Here is a 21,107-nt window from a genome sequence, read left to right as displayed (position 1 = left end):
CGACCGCGGCGGTGCTCACCGCGTGCCACGTCTGCGGAGCACCGCAGTGGTCACCGGGGAGTGCAGTTCCCAGCCCATGGCCCGGTACAGGGACAGGCCGTCGTCCCGGGCCACCAGGACGCCCTGCGTGGCGCCCTGTTGGGCGGCGCGGGCCGCGAGGGCCGTCATCACGACCCGGCCCAGGCCCTGCCGCCGGTGTGCCGGGTCGGTGGTGACCTGGTCGAAGACCGCCGTCGCGCCGGCCAGCGCGACGCGGCCGCCGGCCGCCACCTCGCCCGTCGCGGCGAAGGCGCGCGCGTCGACGATGCCGCCCTGGGCGACCGTCTCGACGACGTACCCGCCCGGCAGCACGGCCGGATCGGGCGGCGGCGCGGGCGCGGCACCCGGCACCAGCCCGTCCCGCAGCCCGTCGGGCACCCCCGTCGTCCGCGCACCGTCGCGCGTCGTGCGCCCCAGCGGGGCGGTCATCAGATACTCCGGTGCCTGGAACTCCCAGGAGGCCGGCAGCGCGGGCTCGACGGCCGAGCGGGGCGCGCAGACCTTCAGCCACAGGCCCGGCGTGATGAGCGCGACGGACAGGCGGCGCAGCACCGTGGGGTCCGCGGCGGGCAGGACGTACCGCGCGACCTGGTCGGTGCGGCCGACGGCTATCCGGAAGCCGCCCGGCACCTCGACCGCGCCGTCCGTGCCGCGCGAACGCACCCAGCCGTCGACCCAGGCACGCACGACCTCAGGCCGTGCAACAGGCACGCGGTGGTGCTCGGTCATCGTGTCCACGGACCCGATCGTATTGCGAAACCTTCGCAATAGTGACGGTCGAATTCGGCCCCCTTGCATAACGCTGCGGAGGCCGACGGAATCCTTGGAAAATCAGGCTACTTGAGAGAGGTCAAGGGCCGTGCGGGTACATATCGGTGATGGTGTTCGGCTCTACTTCGATGTGGAGGGGGCCCAACTGGTGACGGACGGGCCGGACATGGCCGAACGTCCGACGATCGTCCTGCTCCACGGCGGGCCCGGCGCTGATCACACCCTGTTCAAGCCGGAGCTTTCCGCCGCGGCCGGTTTCGCCCAGGTCATCTATCTCGACCAGCGGGGGAGCGGCCGGTCCGTGCGGGGCGGGCCGCGGCAGTGGACGTGGGAACGCTGGGCGGACGACGCGCTCGGCTTCTGCGACGCGCTGGAGATAGAACGGCCCGTCCTGGTCGGCACGTCCAGCGGGGGCTGGGTGGCGCTGCTGGCGGCCATCCGGCACCCCGACCGGTTCGCGGGGCTGGTGCTGGACAGCGTGATGCCGGGCGACACGTACGAGCGGCTGGAGATGTTCGAACGGCTGGGTGGGCCGGAAGCGCGTGACGTGGCGCTGCGGTACTGGGCGGGCGACACCGGGGACGAGATGACCGACGCGTGGGAGCGGATCTGCCTGCCGCTGTACTCCCGGCAGCCGGGCGGGGAGGCGAACGGGCACGACCGGCTGCGCCGGGTGCGCTGGAACGACGACGTGCTGGAGCACTTCCGCACGGTGCTGGCGCGGGAGTTCGACCCGTGGCGGGGGCTGGACCGGCTGTCCTGCCGGACGATGATCCTGGCGGGCGAGCAGGACCCGGTGGCGACCGCCTCGGCGGCGCGCCGCTTCGCGCACCGGCTGAGCCATACGGACGTACGGCTGCACGTACTGGCGGAGGCGGGGCACGGGGTCTTCCACGAGGCGCCGCGGCAGTCGATGGACCTGCTGCGGGACTTCGTGGTGAGCGGTCACGTACCCCGTCTGCATTGAGCCGTATCCGCCCCCCATTCCTGTGGCCGAATGTGATCGGCGGGTTTCGTGTGACCGGCGGGCCGAGTGAGCGGAGAAGGCAGAATGCGACCGGGCGGTCGAATTCCACACCGCCCGCGTTGCTTTGATCGACCGCTGAACCAAACCGAAAGCCGGGGAGCGGCGTCGGCGCCTTCTTCTGCTGAGGAGGGGACGTGGGCCATCTGGCCATCCGGGGGCCTGAGCCTGGCTCGCGAGTACCGGCTATCCCGTAGGTATCGCATATCCCGTAAGTACCGGGTGTCCCGTGAGTACCGGATATCTCGTGAACACCGGAAGCATCCTCGCTTCCCTCGCGTCAGCAAAGCATCAGAACACCCCCGAGCTATCAGCCTCGAAGTATCAGCCCTGAGGCATCGCCCCTGAAGTATCGGCCCTGAGGCATCGCCCCTGAAGTATCGGCCCTGAGGCATCGGCCCTGAAGTATCGACCCTGAAGTATCGGCTCACCGCACCCGGCACTCCCGTTCCCCCTCGCACGTTGATCCGGCAAGGGGGGCCACCCGCCGAAACGTTGCCGCCGCACCCCCGGCACCCTCCCTCCTCCCGCCCCCTCGGTACGGCGGCGGCCCGTGTACAAGGGGGAGCGGGCCGCCGCCGTACCTTCGGCGGGAGCGGCCGGCGGCCGCCGGGGCGGATCCGACGGCGGTGGGGAGCCGGCCGCCTGGTTGAGGACGCTAAACCTCCCGGCGGTCGAAAGGCGGGCCAATGCCGGTGATTGGCTGTTCCCTTACGGGGCCGTGCCCGCTTTCAGCCACGGGTGAGCCGTTCTGACCGGTCGCGTACGAGAGCGTGGCCCAGAAGCGCGCGGCAGTTCGAGCCGGTGGGCGCCCGGCGGCGGTCACGCCGGACCGGCGGCGGGTGGACCTGCCCGCTGCGGCGCGACGGGCCGGAGCTACGATCGACCACTATGGACGTAGTGATCAATGTGTTCGTCGCCCTGCACATCATCGGCATCGCCTCGCTGCTCGGCGGCTTCCTCACGCAGATGAAGGCGATGGGCGCGGGCACCGCCCGCTTCGTGCCCGCGATGCTGCACGGCGCGATCACGATGCTGGTGACCGGCGTCATCCTGGTCGGCCTGAACCAGATGCAGGACTACTCGGTCAACAACATCAAGATCGGCGTCAAGCTCGCCGTCCTGATCGTCATCCTCGGCCTCGTCTACGTGAAGCGCGACGAGGAGAAGGTTGAGAAGCCGCTCTTCGGGCTCGTCGGCCTGCTCACGGTCGTGAACATCTTCATCGCCCTGCTCTGGACCTGATCCCCGGCCCGCCCGGAGCCGGAAGATCCCCGGCCCGCCCGGGACCGGAAGGCGGACACACGAAGTGCGCGGCAGCCCCAGGGGGCGCCGCGCACTTCGTCGTTCAGAGGACCGGAAGCACCGCTCAGGCCGGTCGCACGCTCCCGTAGATCGGCATGTAGTAGATCGACTCCACGCGGACGCTCGCGCCCGGCTTCGGGGCGTGGATCATCTTGCCGTCGCCGATGTACATCCCGACGTGGCTGATGTCGTTGTAGAAGAAGACCAGGTCACCGGGCTGGAGGTCCTTCGTCGCGACCCGCGTGCCGGTCTTCACCTGGTCCCAGGTCGTGCGCGGCAGCGAGACGCCGGCGGCCTTCCACGCGGCCTGGGTGAGCCCGGAGCAGTCGTACGACGTGGGGCCGGTCGCGCCCCACACGTACGGCTTGCCCAGCTGCGCGCGGGCGAAGGCGAGCGCCTTCTCCGCCTTCGTGGAGTATGAACCGCCGGGCAGTCCGGAGCCGGTGCCGGAACCGGTACCGCTGCCCGTCCCCGAGCCGGACCCGCCGCCGGTGCCGTCCGACCCGCCGCCCTGCTGCTGCCGCTCGCGCTCGGCCTGCTCCCGGGCCAGCTTCTCCGCCTTGCGCTTGGCCTCGGCCTCCTTCTTGCGCTCCAGCTCCGCCAGCCGCGCCTTCTCCTGCGCGGTCAGCCGGGACAGCAGCTGCCGGGCCTCGGTCAGCTTGGTCTGGACGTCCTGCTTGGCCGTCCTCAGTGAGTCCTGGGTCTTCTGCAACTCCTCCAGGCCCTTGGTGGCCTGCGCCCGTTTGCGCGCGGCCTGCGCCTGCTGCTCCTGGTAGTCCGAGACCGCCTCCTGCTGGCGGCCGGTGAGCCGCTCCATCAGGTGGTTGCGGTCCACGAACTGCTGCGGATCCCGGGCCAGCATCAGCTGCGCCGTCGGGCTCAGCCCGCCGGACCGGTACTGCGCGGAGGCGAAGGTGCCCAGCTCCCGCCGGGCCTCGTTCATCTTCTCGGTCCGCCGGGCCGCGGCGTCCCGGAGCGCGTCGACCTTCCCGCGCTGCGCGGCCGAGCGCTCCTTGGCGGCGTTGTACTTCTGCGTGGCCACCTCGGCCTGCCGGTACAGGCCGTCGACCTTCTTCTTGACCTCCGTTATGGAGGGCTCGGGCTTCCGCGGGGACGCGTCCGCCGTCTGCGTGAGCAGCGTGACCGAGGCCAGCGCGGCGGTGGTGAGCCCGGCCGCCGTACGGCGGTGCGCGGGCACGGCGAGCATGCGGGTGCGGGGCTTGCGATGAGACGCCAAGGCAGGCGACTCCTTCCGTGGACCGCCTACCGGGTTAGCTGTCGGGTTCGGGCGCGGACGGCGCGTGCGTGGGGCGCGCGCCCACTGGTGCTACGGAAGGTGCCCTACGGCCGTACGGATCGCTCCGTGGCGGCCGATTCACCCCGGTCGTGCGTGTGGGTCCCCGGCTCCGGCTGTCGTGCGTACGGACAGCTGCCGTGCGGTACGGGCGGTGCCGTGACTGTCAGCAGCGCCGTGCGTACGGACAGGCCGGACTCGGCGGGGCGGCCCGTGCCGGCGCTGTCGCCGGGCGGTGGGGCGGGCTGCCCGGTCGGCACCGTAGCCAACTCGTGTGACTTCTGTGAAGGCTGATGTTCGATTTGCCCGCAATCTTTTCGTGACCTGATCGTGTCCGCGCCGATGTGGGACCGGCTTCGACCACGGAAAGTCCGGTGTCGTTGTCCGTCCGTGACCGGATGCCGCGTGCACTACCCTGCGCGGTCGCCAGGGCACGGGCGCCGGGTGTGTCCTTGCCCCGGATTTTCGCGGCCGGGGCCGGGTTGTCGGTGGGGCGGCCTAGACTCGGTGGGCGATGAGCAGCCTCTTTGACGACAGCTTCCTGGCGGACCTCGAGCCCAAGGACGAGGAGCCGCCGCCTCCCGAGGACGAAGACCGTCCGGCAGCGGAGGAGGTGCCGCACGACCTCTTCGGCGGCCGCTACGACGCGCCCGCGCCGAGGGACGCGTACTACCGCGACGGCGCCGCTCGCCCGGCGGTCGACCCGGCCGCGCTGCTGGAGGGGCTGAACGACCAGCAGAAGGCCGCCGTCGTGCACACGGGCTCGCCGCTGCTCATCGTCGCCGGCGCCGGCTCCGGCAAGACCCGCGTCCTCACGCACCGCATCGCGCACCTCCTCGGCACGCGCCACGTCCACCCCGGCCAGATCCTCGCGATCACCTTCACCAACAAGGCGGCCGGCGAGATGAAGGAGCGCGTGGAGGAGCTGGTCGGCCCGCGTGCCAACGCCATGTGGGTCTCCACCTTCCACAGCGCCTGCGTGCGCATCCTCCGCCGCGAGTCCAAGAAGCTGGGCTTCACGTCGTCGTTCTCGATCTACGACGCGGCCGACTCCAAGCGTCTGATGGCCCTGGTCTGCCGTGATCTGGACCTCGACCCGAAGCGCTTCCCGCCCAAGTCGTTCAGCGCGAAGATCTCGAACCTCAAGAACGAGCTCATCGATCACGAGGACTTCGCCGCGACGGCCGCCGACGGCTTCGAGAAGACGCTGGCCGAGGCGTACGCGATGTACCAGGCGCGGCTGCGCGAGGCCAACGCGCTGGACTTCGACGACATCATCATGACGACGGTGAACCTGCTCCAGGCGTTCCCGGACGTCGCGGACCACTACCGCCGCCGCTTCCGGCACGTCCTGGTCGACGAGTACCAGGACACCAACCACGCGCAGTACACCCTCGTGCGCGAGCTGGTCGGCCCCGGGACGCCCGAGGTGCCCGCCGCGGAGCTGTGCGTCGTCGGCGACGCCGACCAGTCGATCTACGCCTTCCGCGGCGCCACCATCCGGAACATCCTCCAGTTCGAGGAGGACTATCCGAACGCCACGACGATCCTGCTGGAGCAGAACTACCGCTCCACGCAGACGATCCTCTCGGCCGCCAACGCCGTCATCGAGTGCAACGAGAACCGCCGCCCGAAGAACCTCTGGACGGACGCCGGCACCGGCCCCAAGATCACCGGCTATGTCGCCGACACCGAGCACGACGAGGCGCAGTTCGTCGCCGACGAGATCGACCGGCTCACGGACGCGGGCGAGACCCGGGCCGGCGACGTCGCGATCTTCTACCGCACCAACGCCCAGTCCCGTGTCTTCGAAGAGGTCTTCATCCGGGTCGGCCTGCCGTACAAGGTCGTCGGCGGCGTGCGCTTCTACGAGCGCAAGGAGGTCCGGGACGTCCTCGCGTACCTGCGCGTGCTGGCCAACCCCGAGGACGCCGTCCCGCTGCGCCGCATCCTGAACGTCCCCAAGCGCGGCATCGGCGACCGCGCCGAGGCCATGATCGAGGCGCTCGCGCTGCGCGAGAAGATCACCTTCCCGCAGGCGCTGCGCCGCGTCGACGAGGCGTACGGCATGGCGGCCCGCTCCGCGAACGCCGTCAAGCGCTTCAACACGCTCATGGAGGAGCTGCGGACCGTCGTGGAGTCCGGCGCGGGGCCCGCCACCGTCCTGGAGGCGGTCCTGGAGCGCACGGGCTACCTGGCCGAGCTCCAGGCGTCCACGGACCCGCAGGACGAGACCCGCATCGAGAACCTCCAGGAGCTCGCCGCGGTCGCCCTCGAATTCGAGCAGGACCGTGCCGAGACGACGGAGACATCGGGGGATGCCGCCCCGGGTCCCGGGACGCTCTCCGACTTCCTGGAGCAGGTCGCGCTGGTCGCCGACTCCGACCAGATCCCCGAAGAGGACGAGGAGGGCACGGGCGTCATCACGCTCATGACCCTGCACACCGCCAAGGGCCTGGAGTTCCCGACCGTCTTCCTGACCGGCATGGAGGACGGCGTCTTCCCGCACATGCGCGCGCTCGGCCAGACCAAGGAGCTGGAGGAGGAGCGGCGGCTGGCGTACGTCGGCATCACCCGCGCCCAGGAGCGGCTCTACCTCACCCGCTCCACGATGCGCAGCGCCTGGGGCCAGCCGCAGTACAACCCGCCGTCCCGCTTCCTGGAGGAGATCCCCGACCAGTACGTCGAGTGGAAGCGGACCGGCCCGGCGACGCCGTCCGCCTCCATGGGCGGGCTCTCGTCCGGCCTGTCCGGCGGCGGCTTCGGGTCCTCGTCCGGCTCCTCGCGGAGCAAGGCGGGGCCGAGCGGCTTCGCGACCCGGCGGGCGAAGGACCGGCAGGTGGTCTCGCTGGCCATCGGCGACCGCGTCACGCACGACAGCTTCGGGCTCGGCACGGTCGTCGGCGTCAAGGGCAGCGGTGACAACGCCGAGGCGACGATCGACTTCGGCGGCGAGAAGCCGAAGCGGCTGCTGCTGCGGTACGCACCGGTGGAGAAGCTGTAGCCGTACGCATACGCCGGTGGCCCGGACCCTGCGGGGTTCCGGGCCACCGGCGTATGCGCGTGCGCGTCGCTCAGTTGGGGTCGAGGCCCTTGGAGCGCAGCCAGGGGAGCGGGTCTATCGCGTCACCGCCGCCCGGGTGCACCTCGAAGTGCAGGTGGGGGCCTGTGGAGTTGCCGGAGTTGCCGGAGTACGCGATCACGTCGCCGGCCTTGACCGTGCCCGAGCGGATCTTGGCGCTGCTCAGGTGGCAGTACCAGGTCTCGGTGCCGTCGGGCGCGGTGATCTCCACCATGTTGCCGTAGGCGGGGTTCCACTTGGTGACGACGGTGCCGTCGGTCGCGGCCATCACGGGCGTGCCGTAGCTGACCGGGAAGTCGATCCCGGAGTGCAGCGACATCCAGTTGACGCCGGCCTGTCCGAAGAGCGCGCTCAGCCCGTGCTGCTTCACCGGCAGCGCGAACTTCGGCCGGAGCGCCTCCTTGCGCGCGGCCTCCTCGGCCTTGCGCTTCTTCTCGGCGGCCGCCCGGGCCTGCAGGTCGAGACGTTCCTGCGTACGGCTGGCACGGTCGGCGAAGTCGTTGGCGTCGGCGCTGAGGTTCGACAGCTGGGAGTCCAGCTTGTTGTTCGCGGCCGACGGCTTCACGGCCGAGGCGTCGGACGCGGCCTGTACGGCGGTGTCCTCGTCCTTGTCGGTCGCGCCGGAGACGGAGGCGGCGGCCACCGCGCACACGCCCATGGCGGCCACGGACGGCACGGCGACGGTCAGCAGCGCGGACTTCTTCGCCGGGCGCCGCCGGCCCCTGCCGCCGCCGCTGCCGTGCGCCTCACGCCGCGCTGCCCGCCGGCCGCCGGAAGCGGCCCCGGCGCGTCCGCCGGGAGCGCCCTCGGGGGAGAGGGTGGGCGTGGGGATGATCGCGGTGGCGGCGGAGTGGATGTCGTCGTCGGGGGCGCCGCCGTCGGCGGGCGTCCCGTCGTGACCGGCCGCGGCGAGCTCGTCGGCCGGGAAGACGGCGGTGGACTCGGCGTCGGCCTCGAAGTGCGGCGGCTCGAACTGCGCGGTCTCGAACTGCCCGGCGTCGAAGGTCTCGGTGTCGAACTGCCCGGTGGTGACGTGCCCGGCGTCGAACTGTCCGGACTCGAACTGCCCCGTGTCGAACTGGCCGGAATCGAAGGGGCCGGTTCCGAAGTGGGTGGCCCCCTGGCCCGCCCCGGCGCCCGCCTCGAGGCCCGCTTCGAACTCCGCGCCCTGGTAGGCCGCCTCGTGGCCCTCGGCGCCGGACCAGGCGCTGCTGTCCCACTGCCCGGTGGCGGCGCCGGGGTCCTGCTGTCCGTACCCGTCGTACGCACCGGACGGCTCGTAGGACCCGGCGGTCTCGTACCCGCCGGTCGTGTCGTACGCACCGGTGACGTCGTACGCGCCGGTGTCCTGCGCCCCGCCCAGGTCGTAGGACCCGGTGTCGTACGTACCGGTGCTGTCGTACGCCCCGTACGCATAGGGGTCGTAGGAACCGGTCCCGTAGCCGGTGGCGTACGTACCGGTGTCGTGCATCGCGTTCGGGTCGTACGCACCGCTCAGGTCGTAGCTGCCGGAGTCGTACGCTCCGCCGCCCTGCGTCGTACCGCCGTCGTAGGCCACCGTGCCGTAGCTGCCGGTGTCGTAGGCGGACGCCTCGTACAGGGTCGGGTCGTACGCACCGGAGGCATACGCGCCCGTGTCGTACGCACCGGTGGTGTACCCGTCGTACGCGGGGTAACCGAGCTGGGCGTCCTGCTGCCCGTGCGGCTCGTATCCGGGATGGGACCCGTACGAGGCGTCAGCAGCGGAGCCGGTCGGGTCTTGGTTCCCCGACGGGTGACGGTCGTTCACCACCAACTTCTCTTTCGCCTCGGCAGCAGGAGAATTAGCGGCGACTGTACCCGGCGGTATGCGACGGCGACAATCTTCCGCAGGTTTCGGGCCCTTCCCAACCGGGCATTTGGCCGTCTTTCGGAGGACGACAGACGCGTTCTTGGCGGCGTGTTCGACGAATGTTCGAGATCAATTGGCTTAGTGGCCGGGTTGAGCGCAGGGAACCGGACGCCGCTTCCGAGGGGTCGGACGCCGTTCCCGAGGGGTGACTGCCTCTTCCGGACGGCCGGGTCAGGCGACGGACGCCTGGCCCGGGGCGGTCTCCTCCGGCGGGCCGGAGCTGCCCGGCTGTGCCGGATTCGTCGGGTCCGGCGACGCCAGCGCCTCGCGAATACCGGCGGCGACCACGCCGTTCACCGGAAAGGCGAGATGTCCGACACCGGAGACATGGATGTTCCTGGTCCGTAGATCGGGATGGTCGATCCGCGCCGTCTCGGCCGGAACCATCATCTGATCGAGATCGCTCCAGAAGCAGACGAAATGCGTCCGGCAATTCGGCGCAGGGCGTGCCAGCTCCTTGATCACGTCGGAATCCGTCCGCATCTGCCGCACGAGCGGGTGCGCGGGCAGCAGCGCGGCGAGCCGGGTGCCGCCGTGCGGAGTGCCGAGCGTGACCAGTGTCCGGATACGTGCGTCACCGCCCAGCCGCTGGACGTAGTACCGGGCGATCAGCCCGCCGAGGCTGTGGCCGACGAGGTCGATGCGCCGGTGGCCGGTGCGCGCGCAGACGTCCTCCACGTGGCGGCCCAGCAGCTCGGCGGCCTTGCGTATGTCGCACGTGAGAGGGGAGTAGTTGAGCGCCTCCAGGTGCCGCCAGCCGTGCCGGCGCAGCGAGCGGCGCAGCAGGACGAAGACGGAGCGGTTGTCGATGAAGCCGTGCAGCAGGAGCACGGGCGGGTGCGACCGGCCCTCGGTCGGCAGCAGGGCGGGCGCCGGCAGCCGGTCCGTCCCGGCCGCTGCCGCCCCGGCGCCGCCTCTCTTCCCGGCGGTCCCGGCGTCACCTCTGCTTGCGGGCCCGCCCCTGCCCGTCGAGTCCGCGTCGGCGCGGGTCCGGGCGGAGCCGTCGGCGGTGTCGGCGGTGTTGGTGGTGTCGGCGGTGCCCGTGGTCCCGGCGCTGCCGGTGGTCCCCGTGCTTCCAGCGGTCTCGGTCGTTCCTGTGGTGCCGGTGAGGGCATCGGCGGTGGTGTCGGCCGCCGCGCGGGCGCGGGCCGCGGCGGCCGCGGCCTGCTCCTGCGAGACACCCGTGGGGTAGAGCAACAGGTGTCCGGCGAGAACCGCCAGCTCCCACACCGTGACGCGCAGCATCGCGGCGGAGGGGCGGATCAGACAGCAGAGAAAGGGCAAGGCCTTCATCGGCCGACCTCCCGAACGGCATGCGGAGGACGCCTCTGTCCCCCGTCATGCCCTCGTGGGGAGCCGTTGGGTGCGTACACGGTCCCCGTACACCGTGCTCGCCTGTGACGTCGAGGTACCGCTACGGACCGCCGACGATCTTCGCCGGCGGGCTTCCCCGCTGCTGCTGCGTCTGTCGTACGTCCTGTCCGTACGCGACGCGGTACCTGTTCCCCGCACACCGTGCGTGTGCGTAGGGCCTGTACGTACCCGGAGTGCGCACCTCCGTGCCGCGCGGCTCACGACGCGGCGGTGCGACGACCTGCTTCGGCTCCCGTGCGCCGCCCGCAGACGCCCCCGCCGCCTCGCGGCGGCGGGAGGTGATGCGGCGTACGGCGCGTAGCGAACGTGTCCCACGTGTGATTTCCCCCTCCCTCCATGTCGCGAAACGGTTCCGTACGCGATGCTGGAGATAACGTTCGTTCACGCTGGCGGCCGCCCGGGCGGCCGCGCATTCGGTTGTCGGCTCGACGGCACTGGTCAAGGCAGGTGCCGCTCTTGGCTTGGAGGCAGTGATGGGTGTGACCGGTCCGATCCGCGTGGTGGTGGCCAAGCCGGGGCTCGACGGCCACGACCGTGGTGCCAAGGTCATCGCACGGGCGCTGCGCGACGCCGGCATGGAGGTCATCTACACCGGGCTCCACCAGACCCCGGAGCAGATCGTCGACACCGCGATCCAGGAGGACGCCGACGCCATCGGCCTGTCGATCCTCTCGGGCGCGCACAACACGCTCTTCGCGCGCGTGATCGAGCTGCTCAAGGAGCGCGACGCGGAGGACATCAAGGTCTTCGGCGGCGGCATCATCCCCGAGGCCGACATCCCGCCGCTCAAGGAGCAGGGCGTCGCGGAGATCTTCACCCCCGGCGCCACGACGGCCTCCATCGTCGAATGGGTGAACGCCAACGTCCGCCAGCTGACCGCCTGACGACGACTCCCACACCGGGCCCGGTGCCGCACGTCGATGCGACCGGGCCCGCAGCGCTGCGCGGGGCGGGCGGATGGCCTGCGGTGCTGCGCGGGACGATCGGGCGGCTTGTGGTGTTGCGCAGGGCGAACGGTCGGCCCGGGATGCTGCGCGGGGCGACCGGGGGGTGTGCGGTGCGGGGCGGATCGGTGGGGCTTGCGGTGCTGCGCGGGGGCTCATGATTCGGCTTCCGTGGCGGCGGACTGCGCCGCCTGCGGGGCGAGTTCGGCGAGCATCGTGGCGCGGAGCCGGAGCGTGCCCACGAGGCGCTGGAAGGCCTCGGACCAGTAACCGTCCGCGCCGGGCGAGCCGTCCTCCGGCTCGTCACCCCGGGCCGTGAGCCGGTCGAGCCGGTCGGCGGCAGCCGGGTCCAGGCACCGCTCGGCGAGCCCCATCACCCCGCTGAAGCTCCACGGGTAACTCCCGGCGTCCCGCGCGATGTCCAGCGCGTCCACCACCGCCGTGCCGAGCGGCTCGGCCCACGGCACGGCACACACCCCCAGCAGCCGGAACGCGTCCGACAGCCCGTGCGCCGCGATGAACTCCGCGACCCACGCCGCGCGTTCTTCCTCCGGCAGCACCCCGAGCAGCTTCGCCGTGTCCCGCGACGAACCGGCCTCCGCGCCCGGTGCGGCGGTGTTCAGGGGAAGGGGGCTCGGCGCGGCGGCGGTCAGCCCGGCTGCCGCGTGCGGAGAGCCGAGCAGGGCGCGGGCCCAGGCCGCGTCGCGCTGCCGCACCGCCGCCCGGCACCAGGCGTCGTGCACCTCCGTACGCCGCCCGTCGGCCACGGGCAGCGCCACGATCTCCGCCGGGCTCCGGCCGCCCAGCCGCTCCGGCCACACCCCCAGCCGGTGCCGCCTCCAGCAACTGCGCCAGCCACCAGGCCCGTTCGCCGCGTCCGGCCGGAGCCTTCGCCACCACGCCGTCCCGTTCCATCCCCGCGTCACACACCCGCGGCGCCTCTACGACGAGGACCGGGCCGGGCACGAGGGCCGGTTCGTGAACGGGGGCCGCGTCGGGTACGCGGGCCGGGGCGGGCACCGAGACCGGGTCGTGTGCGAGAGCCGGGTCGTGCGGGCCGGGCGCGGTCTCCCCGGTGTCCGGCCCGGCGCCTCCGCCCGCTCCCGAGCCGTCCTCCGATGCCGGCTCCGCCGTCTCGAGGCGCAGGCAGGCCGCCGCGCGCTCCGCCATACGGGACGCCAGCGCCGAGACGGGGAGGGCCGAGAGCAGTTCGGCGGCCGTCGCCCGGACGTTCCGGCTCCGGTCGGACAGCGCCTTCTCCAGGAACGGCTCGTCGGCGGACGACAGGCCCTCCCGGAGCGAGTCCAGGAACATCAGCCGGTCCTCGGCCCGCTCGGTGGACCACGTACTCGCGAGCAGCGCCAGGCCCGCCGCCGGGTCGAGCCGCCGGGTCGCCGACAACAGCGCCACCCGCTCGGCGAACAGTCCCTCCTCCCACAGGCGCCGGCTCGCCTCCGGGTCCCGCCGGGCCGGTATCGCCGCCGCGCCGCCGATGCCGCGCAGCGCGAACTTCCAGTCGTCGTTCAGCCGGGCCAGCCACAGCGCGCGCGGCCCGGCCAGCTCCAGCGCGGCGGGCCGCAGGTCCGTACGGGCCCGGGCCGCGTCCAGCAGCGCCGGCAGCAGCGCGGCGGGTGCGCGGTACCCCCGCTCCCCGGCCACGGCCAGCCACTGCGGCAGCAGCTCGGTCAGGTCGGGAGCCGCGCCCCGCCGGCTGCCGGCGCCCCCGCCGCGGTCGGCCAGCAGTAGCGCCAGCCTGCGCCGGGCCGCGTCCGGCAGCTCAGGCCGCGGGTCCGGCGGCGCCGGGGACGGCCGCTCCGCCGCGGGGGCCGGGCGCAGGCCGGCCCGTCGCCGTACCGTGCTCACCGCGGCCGCGTCCAGCAGCGCGGCGGCTGGCTCCTGCCCCGCACGCACCGGTACGTCCGGCGTACGCCGCTCCGTCCCGAGCAGCGCGGCGCTGACCAGCTCCCCCCACGGGGCGGACTGCCCACTCACTCCTCTTACGTCACTCACGGCTCTCGTTCCCCTCCCGCTGGCCGCTTGCCTGTCCGTATGCGTTGCTGTGCGCGTAGGCGTTGCTGCGCCGCTCTGTGGTGGCGCCTTGCTCCCCCGTCCCGCCTGTTCATCCCCCCGTGCGTTCCCCTCCCGTTCGTCCCCCCGTTCATCCGCCTGTTCAGAGGGGCACCGGGGCCGGGTCCCAGGTCGTCAGGGGGACGAAGCCGCGGTGTCCGCACTCGCCGAAGACGGTGACGGGGCCGCCGCCGGATATCGCGGTGAGCTGCCACAGACCCGGACCGTGCGCGCAGCGCGGATCCACCGGCAGGGCCGACTCGCCCTCGGCGTCGGCCAGTTGCCAGCCGGTGCCCGGCCGCCCGGGCGCGGGCGGCCGGGCCGGTATCGGTACGACGTCGGCGAGCACCACCGGCCAGGACTCCAGCCAGGGATCGTCCCGCAGCGCGTCCCCGTACGCGGCGAGCGCGGCGTCCGTGCCGCACCCGGCCGGCACGCCGCCCGGAACGGCCGGTGCGTACCGCTCGCCCAGGGTGACGCGCAGCGGGCGCGCCCCGGGGTGGTACGTCAGGTCGGCGTCCAGGACGAGCCCCGGCGGCAGGGCGAGTTCGTGCGTCCGCCCGGGGCCCGCGTAGGACAGGTGCAGCGCCATGCGGCCCGTCCGCTCGCCCCTCATCCATATGCGTCGCGTGGTGAGCTTCCCCTGCGGGCCCTCCTCGCGGTCCTGCTGTGCCAGCACCAGCCACCGGTCCCGGACGGTGCGCTCCCGGGCGCCGCCGACGGAGCCGAGCGTGGCCCCTTCTCCTGCGCCCTCTCGCATGGCGTCGGGCGTGCCCTCTGGCGTGGCGCCTTCGTCGGTGCCGGACGTGTCGGCCGGCAGGCCCACTCGCGAGCGGATCGTGGCCGCCAGCGGCCCCGGAAGCCGCTCGATACCGAGGAACCCCTCGTCGAGAAGGTGGAGCAGCGCGCACTCCTCCAGCAGCCGGGACGGCCAGTCGGCCCCGGAGCCGGGGATGGACCCCAACTCCCTTACTCGCGCGGCGAGTCCTGGCGCCTGTGCGTCCACCATGCGGGCCGCCGTCTCGTCCCAGCTGCCGTACCCCGCGCGGTCCGCCGAGGCCAGTCCCGACCGCAGCAGGTCGGCGAGGCGCCGCTCCAACTCCTCGGCGCCCGCGCCGATCCGCTGGGCCCGCCGCTCCGCCCGCCGGCGCGCCGCCGCCGGATCGGCCAGCCCCTTGCTGCCCTTGTCCCCCTTGCCCCCGTCCTTGTCCCCCTTGCCGGGCCGGTCCTCGCGGTGCTCACGCCGCCCGGACAGCCACTCGGCCACCCAGCGCGGCGGCTCACCGGCCGGCACCGCGGCCCCGGTGTCCCCCTCGGCACCGTCTTCTCCCGCCCACAGCAACAGCAGTCCCAGTGCGTGCTTGCACGGGAACTTCCGGCTCGGGCAGCTGCACTGGAAAGCCGGTCCCGTCGTGTCTGCCATCGTCCGGTACGGAGTGCTGCCGCTCCCTTTGCACACGCCCCATACGGCTCCGTCGCCCGCGCCCGTCTCGGTCCACGGTCCGGGCGTCGCGAGCTTTCCGCCGGCCTTGCGCGACGCCTCGTCGGGCGCCACCGCCAGCACCTGGTCGGTCGTCCAGCGTTCCCCCTGCGCTCGGGGTTTCGGGGTCTTTTCCCCGTCCGTTCCCAGCATGCCGAAAACGCTAGACCCCGCCACTGACAATCGCTCTGACCTGCAGGTTTGTCACGGCAAGGTCGATTGTCAGTGGCATGGTGCAGTCTGGAATCCGCAAGCGGCCCGCGGGTTGCGGGGTGCGGGCCGGACGGCCTGGGGCGAGGGGGAGTCATGTCTGGTGCGAGCATGGAGAACGGCGCGGGGAGCGGGCGCGGGACGGTGGCGGAGGCCGGGTCCGCGGCGGGTGCCGGGGCGGCCCTGCGGCCGCACGCGGAAGATGCATTCGCAAATGAGCTGTCCGCACTGGCGGCCGCGGACGACCGTCCGCGACCGGAGCGCTGGCGCCTCTCGCCGTGGGCCGTGGCGTCGTATCTGCTCGGCGGGACGCTCCCCGACGGGACGGTCATCACGCCGAAGTACGTCGGCCCGCGCCGCATCGTCGAGGTGGCGGTCACCACCCTCGCGACGGACCGCGCGCTGCTGCTCCTCGGCGTGCCCGGCACGGCCAAGACCTGGGTGTCGGAGCACCTGGCGGCGGCGGTCAGCGGCGACTCCACGCTGCTGGTGCAGGGCACGGCCGGCACGCCGGAGGAGGCCATCCGGTACGGGTGGAACTACGCGCAGCTGCTCGCGCACGGCCCCAGCCGGGACGCGCTGGTGCCGAGCCCTGTGATGCGGGCGATGGCGCAGGGCATGACCGCGCGGGTCGAGGAGCTGACGCGCATCCCGGCGGACGTGCAGGACACGCTGATCACGGTGCTGTCGGAGAAGACGCTGCCGATACCGGAGCTGGGCCAGGAAGTGCAGGCCGTACGCGGGTTCAACCTCATCGCCACCGCCAACGACCGTGACCGCGGGGTCAACGAGCTGTCCAGCGCGCTGCGCCGCCGCTTCAACACCGTTGTGCTGCCGCTGCCGGCCACGCCGGACGAAGAGGTCGACATCGTCACGCGCCGCGTCGAGCAGATCGGCCGCTCGCTGGACCTGCCGGCCGCCCCGGACGGCATGGACGAGATCCGCCGGGTCGTCACGGTCTTCCGGGAGCTGCGGGACGGCCTGACGGCGGACGGGCGTACGAAGCTCAAGTCGCCCTCGGGGACGCTCTCCACGGCGGAGGCGATCTCGGTCGTCACCAACGGGCTGGCGCTGGCCACGCACTTCGGTGACGGGGTGCTGCGCCCTGCGGACGTGGCGGCGGGCATCCTCGGCGCGGTCGTCCGCGACCCGGCGGCCGACCGCGTGATCTGGCAGGAGTACCTGGAGTCGGTCGTCCGTGAGCGCGACGGCTGGAAGGACTTCTACCGCGCCTGCCGGGAGGTGAGCGCATGACGGAGCGCGATACGGGGGAGCGCGGCACGGGGGCGCGCCGGACGGACGGGCCGTGGCTGCTCGGGGTGCGGCACCACGGGCCCGGTTCGGCCCGCGCGGTCGCCGCCGCCCTGGCGCAGTACGAGCCGAAGGCACTGCTCATCGAGGGCCCGCCGGAGGCGGACGCGCTGGTGGCGCTGGCCGCCGACGAGGAGATGCGGCCGCCGGTCGCGCTGCTCGCGCACGTGGCCGACGACCCGGGACGCGCGGCGTTCTGGCCGATGGCGGAGTTCTCCCCGGAGTGGGTGGCCCTTCAGTGGGCCGTACGACGCGGCGTCCCGGTCCGCTTCATCGACCTCCCGGCGGCCCATTCCCTCGCGGGGACGGACTCCGTGGCGGCGGCGGAAGCGGGACCGGGCCCGGGCGCGGAAGCCGACCCGGGTGCGGGAGCCAATCCGGAGGAGAGCCGGGAGGCGGGAGCCAATCCGGAGGGGAACCCGCGGGCGGAGGGCGGCCCGGAGGGGAACTCGGTGGCGGGTGACGGGCCGGACGCGGCCAGGAAGCCGGGAGCTCGCGGGGAGTCGGGAGCTTCCGGGGAGCCGGGCGGCCGGGGCCGGGAGCTCGACGCACGGGTCGATCCGATCGGGGTGCTCGCGGCGGCGGCCGGTTACGACGACGCGGAGCGCTGGTGGGAGGACGCCGTCGAGCACCGCGGTGCGGGCGGTACCGGCAGTACCGGTGCCGGTGCCAGTGCCGGTGCCGGTACCGGCGACACGCTGGCGCCGTTCGAGGCGCTGGGCGAGGCGATGGCGGCGCTGCGGGAGGAGCACACCGACGGCGGGAAAGGCGGCGGCACCGGCCACGAGAGTGGCTCGGGCCGCGAGGGTGACGGAGCACAGGACCGGGACGCCGTGCGCGAAGCGCACATGCGGCTGCGACTGCGCGAGGCGCGGCGGGAGTTCGGCGACGACATCGCGGTCGTCTGCGGCGCGTGGCACGTGCCGGCGCTCGCCCGCCGTACGACCGTCACCGCCGACCGGGCCCTCCTCAAGGGCCTGCCGAAGGCGAAGGTGTCGGTCACCTGGGTGCCCTGGACACACCGCAGGCTCTCGCGGAGCAGCGGTTACGGAGCGGGCATCGCCTCGCCCGGCTGGTACGGCCACCTCTTCGCCAGCCCGGACCGGCCGATGGAGCGCTGGCTGACCAAGGTCGCCGGTCTGCTCCGGGAGGAGGACTACCCGGTCTCCACCGCGCACGTCATCGAGGCGGTACGGCTCGCCGAGTCGCTCGCGGCGATGCGCGGCCGCCCGCTCGCCGGGCTCACCGAGGCCCAGGACGCGGTGCGGGCCGTGATGAGCGACGGTTCGGACGTCCCCGCCTCGCTGATCCACGACCGTCTGGTGGTCGGCGACGTACTCGGCGAGGTGCCGCGGGCCGCGCCCGCCGTGCCCCTCCAGCGCGACATCGCCAGGCTCCAGCGGTCCCTGCGCCTCAAGCCGGAGGCGAAGGACCGCGAGCTGGAGCTCGACCTGCGCAAGGAGACCGACGCCGCGCGCAGCCGGCTGCTGCACCGGCTGCGGCTCCTGGACGTCCCCTGGGGTACGCCTGCCCAAGCCCGTGCGAGTACGGGCACGTTCCGGGAGACCTGGCGGCTGCGCTGGGAGCCGGAGCTGTCGGTGCGGGTCGCGGAGGCGGGCATCTGGGGCACGACCGTACTCGCCGCCGCCACGGCGCGGGCCGCGTCCGACGCCGCGGACGCCGGCTCGCTCGCGGACGTCACGGCGCTCGCGGAGCGCTGCCTGCTCGCCGAACTGCCCGACGCGTTGCCGGTGGTGATGCGGGTGCTGGCCGACCGGGCCGCACTCGACGCCGACGTCGGGCACCTCGCGCAGGCGCTGCCCGCGCTGGTCAGGTCGGTGCGGTACGGCGACGTGCGCGGCACGGACGCGGCGGCGCTGCGCGAGGTCGCCGTCGGCCTGGCCGAGCGCGTGTTCGTGGGCCTGCCGCCCGCGTGCGCTTCGCTGGACGCGGAGGGTGCGGCGGAGATGCGTACGCACCTCGATGCGACGCAGCAGGCGGTGGCGTTGCTGTCGCACGCGGAGCGCCCTGCCGGGGCGGCCGGTGACGGCGCGTCAGGTAATCCCTCGTCCTCCGGTCTGCGGGAGCGCTGGACCGCCGTGCTGCGCGTACTTGCGGAGCGGGAGGCGATACCGGGGCTCATACGGGGCCGCGCGGCGCGGATTCTCGTGGACGAGGGTGCGCTGGACGGCGCTGCGCCGGGCGGCGGTGTGTCGGACGACGGTGTGTCGGACGGCGGTGCACTGGGCGGCGACGGAAGCCCGGCCGGGGGAGACGGAGGCGGGGCCGAGCGGCTCATGGGGCTCGCGCTCTCGCCGGGGGTGCCGCCGGCCGACGCCGCGGCCTGGATCGAGGGGTTCGTCGGGGGCGGCGGCGGGGGGATGCTGCTGATCCACGACGAGCGGCTGTTGGGCCTGGTGGACGGCTGGCTGACGCGGGTGACGGGGGAGGCGTTCACGGACGTACTGCCGTTGCTGCGCCGGACGTTCTCGCAGTTCGAGCCGGGGGTGCGGCGCACGCTGGGCGAGTTGGTCCGGCGCGGACCGGTCGCCGGGGGAGCGCCGGGCGGCGGTACGGCGGCGGGTGCCGGGGCGTACGGCGGCACCGAGGAGGCGGCGGCCCCCGGCTTCGGCCCGGGCCTCGATCGCGACCGCGCCGCAGCCGTCCTCCCGACCCTGCGCCTCCTGCTGAGCCACGACACCACTGCCGAGCCGGCCACCACAGCCGCGCCCTCAAACACCGTCGGGCAGGCCACCGCCGCCGGACCGGCCACCACCGCCGGGCCGGCCGACAACACGGAGCCGGCCACCACCGCCCGGCCGACTGACAACACGGACCCGGCCACCACCACCACCGCCGAGCCGGTTGCCGGCACCGCCACACCACTCGCCACATCAACGGGGGACGCGCAATGACCAGGGAAGCCGAGACACGGGAGAAGGCGGAGGCGGCCGAAGCCGCCACTCGCACGCCCTCCGCTGAAGAGCGCATGCGGCGCTGGCGGTTGGTCCTCGGCGGAGGAGACGGTGACGGGACCGGCTGTGAGCTGCGCGGGCGGGACGCTGCGATGGACGGTGCGCTCGGGGCGCTGTACGGCGAGGGGCCCGGCACCGGCGGCGCGGCCGGGCCCGGCGGGCGCGGCGGACAGAAGGGCGGCGGGGCACGGTCGGCGGGGCTCGGCGGGTCAGCGCCCGCCGTGGCCCGCTGGCTCGGCGACATACGCCGGTACTTCCCCACCTCCGTCGTCCAGGTGATGCAGCGGGACGCGATCGACCGGCTCGGTCTGTCGACGCTGCTGCTGGAGCCGGAGATGCTCGAGGCCGTGGAGGCCGACGTCCACCTGGTCGGCACGCTGCTCTCGCTGCACAAGGCCATGCCCGAGACGACGAAGGAGACGGCGCGTGCGGTCGTGCGCAAGGTCGTCGAGGCCCTGGAGCGGCGGCTGGCGACCCGGACGCGGGCCACGCTGACCGGCGCGCTGGACCGTTCCGCGCGCATCGCCCGGCCCCGGCACCGGGACATCGACTGGGACCGCACGATCCGCGCGAACCTCAAGAACTACCTGCCCGAGTACCGCACGGTCGTGCCGGAGCGGCTGATCGGTTACGGGCGGGCGGCACAGTCCCTCAAGAAGGAGGTCATCCTCTGCATCGACCAGTCAGGATCCATGGCGGCGTCCGTTGTGTACGCCTCGGTGTTCGGCGCGGTGCTCGCGTCGATGCGGTCGCTCACCACCCGTCTGGTGGTCTTCGACACCTCGGTCGTCGACCTGACCGACAGGATCGACGACCCGGTGGACGTGCTGTTCGGTACGCAGCTGGGCGGTGGTACGGACATCAACCGTGCGCTGGCGTACTGCCAGTCGCGGATCACCCGGCCCGCCGAGACGGTGGTGGTGCTCATCAGCGACCTGTACGAGGGCGGGATACGCAACGAGATGCTGAAGCGGGTGGCCGCGATGAAGGCGTCCGGCGTGCAGTTCGTGACGCTGCTCGCGCTGTCGGACGAGGGGGCGCCCGCGTACGACCGGGAGCATGCGGCGGCTCTCGGGGCGCTGGGTGCGCCGGCGTTCGCCTGTACGCCCGACCTGTTCCCGGAGGTGATGGCGGCCGCACTGGAGAAGCGCCCGCTGCCGGTCCCCGACACGACCACGTGACGGCCCGCACCGCCCCGGACCACGACGACAGCCACCGCCCGTGACGACACCTCAGCCCGCGAGCACACGCGGAACGACTCCCACGAGGGCCCCCGGAACCACCCCCACAAGGGCCCCGGCGGTCGCACTCACCACCGCACCCGCGACCGCGCCCGTCAC

At 73.2% G+C, this 21,107-nt stretch carries 12 protein-coding genes, 1 pseudogene and 1 riboswitch; of the genes and pseudogenes, 7 read left to right on the top strand and 6 right to left on the bottom strand.

Annotated features, from left to right (window positions below):
• Positions 1–15: 15 nt before the first annotated feature.
• A complete protein-coding gene (locus C3486_RS14495; RefSeq protein ID WP_103833111.1) occupies positions 16–768 on the bottom strand; it encodes a GNAT family N-acetyltransferase in 753 nt (250 codons plus the stop codon).
• 208 nt (positions 769–976) lie between these two features.
• On the opposite strand from C3486_RS14495, the gene C3486_RS14490 reads away from it, so the two are divergent.
• Both C3486_RS14490 and C3486_RS14485 read left to right on the top strand, forming a co-directional pair.
• Positions 977–1,777 carry an alpha/beta fold hydrolase gene (locus C3486_RS14490; RefSeq protein WP_146074999.1) on the top strand — a complete coding sequence of 267 codons (801 nt, stop codon included), beginning with the start codon at positions 977–979 and terminating at the stop codon, positions 1,775–1,777.
• 948 nt (positions 1,778–2,725) lie between these two features.
• Positions 2,726–3,079 carry a hypothetical protein gene (locus C3486_RS14485; protein ID WP_030254273.1) on the top strand — a complete coding sequence of 118 codons (354 nt, stop codon included), beginning with the start codon at positions 2,726–2,728 and terminating at the stop codon, positions 3,077–3,079.
• 124 nt (positions 3,080–3,203) lie between these two features.
• Here the strand turns inward: C3486_RS14485 and C3486_RS14480 are convergent, their stop codons facing one another.
• On the bottom strand, positions 3,204–4,376 hold the full coding sequence (locus C3486_RS14480) for a C40 family peptidase (protein ID WP_181138548.1): 1,173 nt from the start codon (positions 4,374–4,376) through the stop codon (positions 3,204–3,206).
• Between the two features lie 7 nt (positions 4,377–4,383).
• Positions 4,384–4,567: riboswitch (cyclic di-AMP (ydaO/yuaA leader) on the bottom strand.
• 380 nt (positions 4,568–4,947) lie between these two features.
• On the opposite strand from C3486_RS14480, the gene pcrA reads away from it, so the two are divergent.
• Positions 4,948–7,437 carry a DNA helicase PcrA gene (pcrA, locus tag C3486_RS14475; protein WP_103833089.1) on the top strand — a complete coding sequence of 830 codons (2,490 nt, stop codon included), beginning with the start codon at positions 4,948–4,950 and terminating at the stop codon, positions 7,435–7,437.
• Between the two features lie 70 nt (positions 7,438–7,507).
• On the opposite strand, the gene C3486_RS14470 is transcribed toward pcrA, so the two are convergent.
• Both C3486_RS14470 and C3486_RS38000 read right to left on the bottom strand, forming a co-directional pair.
• A complete protein-coding gene (locus C3486_RS14470) occupies positions 7,508–9,304 on the bottom strand; it encodes a M23 family metallopeptidase (RefSeq protein ID WP_103833088.1) in 1,797 nt (598 codons plus the stop codon).
• Positions 9,305–9,577: 273 nt separating this feature from the next.
• A complete protein-coding gene (locus tag C3486_RS38000) occupies positions 9,578–10,699 on the bottom strand; it encodes an alpha/beta fold hydrolase (protein WP_258052780.1) in 1,122 nt (373 codons plus the stop codon).
• 554 nt (positions 10,700–11,253) lie between these two features.
• Here C3486_RS38000 and C3486_RS14455 point away from each other — a divergent pair.
• Positions 11,254–11,664 carry a cobalamin B12-binding domain-containing protein gene (locus C3486_RS14455; RefSeq protein ID WP_103833087.1) on the top strand — a complete coding sequence of 137 codons (411 nt, stop codon included), beginning with the start codon at positions 11,254–11,256 and terminating at the stop codon, positions 11,662–11,664.
• Positions 11,665–11,924: 260 nt separating this feature from the next.
• Here C3486_RS14455 and C3486_RS14450 read toward each other — a convergent pair.
• Positions 11,925–13,734 (bottom strand): annotated as a pseudogene (locus tag C3486_RS14450) (DUF5691 domain-containing protein); the annotation flags it as partial.
• A gap of 160 nt (positions 13,735–13,894) precedes the next feature.
• Positions 13,895–15,424, bottom strand: a complete 1,530-nt coding sequence (locus C3486_RS14445) for an SWIM zinc finger family protein (RefSeq protein ID WP_103833086.1) — start codon at positions 15,422–15,424, stop codon at positions 13,895–13,897.
• A 168-nt stretch (positions 15,425–15,592) separates the two neighbouring features.
• Between C3486_RS14445 and C3486_RS14440 the strand changes: the two genes are divergently transcribed.
• The 3 genes from C3486_RS14440 to C3486_RS14430 all read left to right on the top strand — a co-directional run bounded on the left by C3486_RS14440 (position 15,593) and on the right by C3486_RS14430 (position 20,948).
• A complete protein-coding gene (locus C3486_RS14440) occupies positions 15,593–16,735 on the top strand; it encodes an AAA family ATPase (RefSeq protein ID WP_374936869.1) in 1,143 nt (380 codons plus the stop codon).
• Positions 16,732–19,707, top strand: a complete 2,976-nt coding sequence (locus C3486_RS14435) for a DUF5682 family protein (RefSeq protein ID WP_219822222.1) — start codon at positions 16,732–16,734, stop codon at positions 19,705–19,707. Before C3486_RS14440 ends, C3486_RS14435 begins: the two co-directional genes overlap by 4 nt.
• A gap of 74 nt (positions 19,708–19,781) precedes the next feature.
• Positions 19,782–20,948 (top strand): VWA domain-containing protein, encoded by a 1,167-nt coding sequence (locus tag C3486_RS14430; RefSeq protein ID WP_258052783.1) that lies wholly within the window; start codon positions 19,782–19,784, stop codon positions 20,946–20,948.
• The last annotated feature ends 159 nt before the right edge of the window (positions 20,949–21,107 follow it).

The organism is Streptomyces sp. Ru73 (assembly GCF_002920575.1).
GTDB lineage: Bacteria > Actinomycetota > Actinomycetes > Streptomycetales > Streptomycetaceae > Streptomyces.
Note: the sequence above shows the minus strand (reverse complement) of the source record. Positions and strands in the feature narration are given on the sequence as shown.

Excerpts from the sequence above, each read along its gene's own strand:
- C3486_RS14440 (WP_374936869.1), top strand. The coding sequence starts at position 15,593 with ATGGAGAACGGCGCGGGGAGCGGGCGCGGGACGGTGGCGGAGGCCGGG.
- C3486_RS14485 (WP_030254273.1), top strand. The coding sequence starts at position 2,726 with ATGGACGTAGTGATCAATGTGTTCGTCGCCCTGCACATCATCGGCATC.
- pcrA (WP_103833089.1), top strand. The coding sequence starts at position 4,948 with ATGAGCAGCCTCTTTGACGACAGCTTCCTGGCGGACCTCGAGCCCAAG.
- C3486_RS38000 (WP_258052780.1), bottom strand. The coding sequence starts at position 10,699 with ATGAAGGCCTTGCCCTTTCTCTGCTGTCTGATCCGCCCCTCCGCCGCG.
- C3486_RS14445 (WP_103833086.1), bottom strand. The coding sequence starts at position 15,424 with ATGCTGGGAACGGACGGGGAAAAGACCCCGAAACCCCGAGCGCAGGGG.
- C3486_RS14495 (WP_103833111.1), bottom strand. The coding sequence starts at position 768 with ATGACCGAGCACCACCGCGTGCCTGTTGCACGGCCTGAGGTCGTGCGT.
- C3486_RS14435 (WP_219822222.1), top strand. The coding sequence starts at position 16,732 with ATGACGGAGCGCGATACGGGGGAGCGCGGCACGGGGGCGCGCCGGACG.
- C3486_RS14430 (WP_258052783.1), top strand. The coding sequence starts at position 19,782 with ATGCGGCGCTGGCGGTTGGTCCTCGGCGGAGGAGACGGTGACGGGACC.
- C3486_RS14490 (WP_146074999.1), top strand. The coding sequence starts at position 977 with ATGGCCGAACGTCCGACGATCGTCCTGCTCCACGGCGGGCCCGGCGCT.
- C3486_RS14455 (WP_103833087.1), top strand. The coding sequence starts at position 11,254 with ATGGGTGTGACCGGTCCGATCCGCGTGGTGGTGGCCAAGCCGGGGCTC.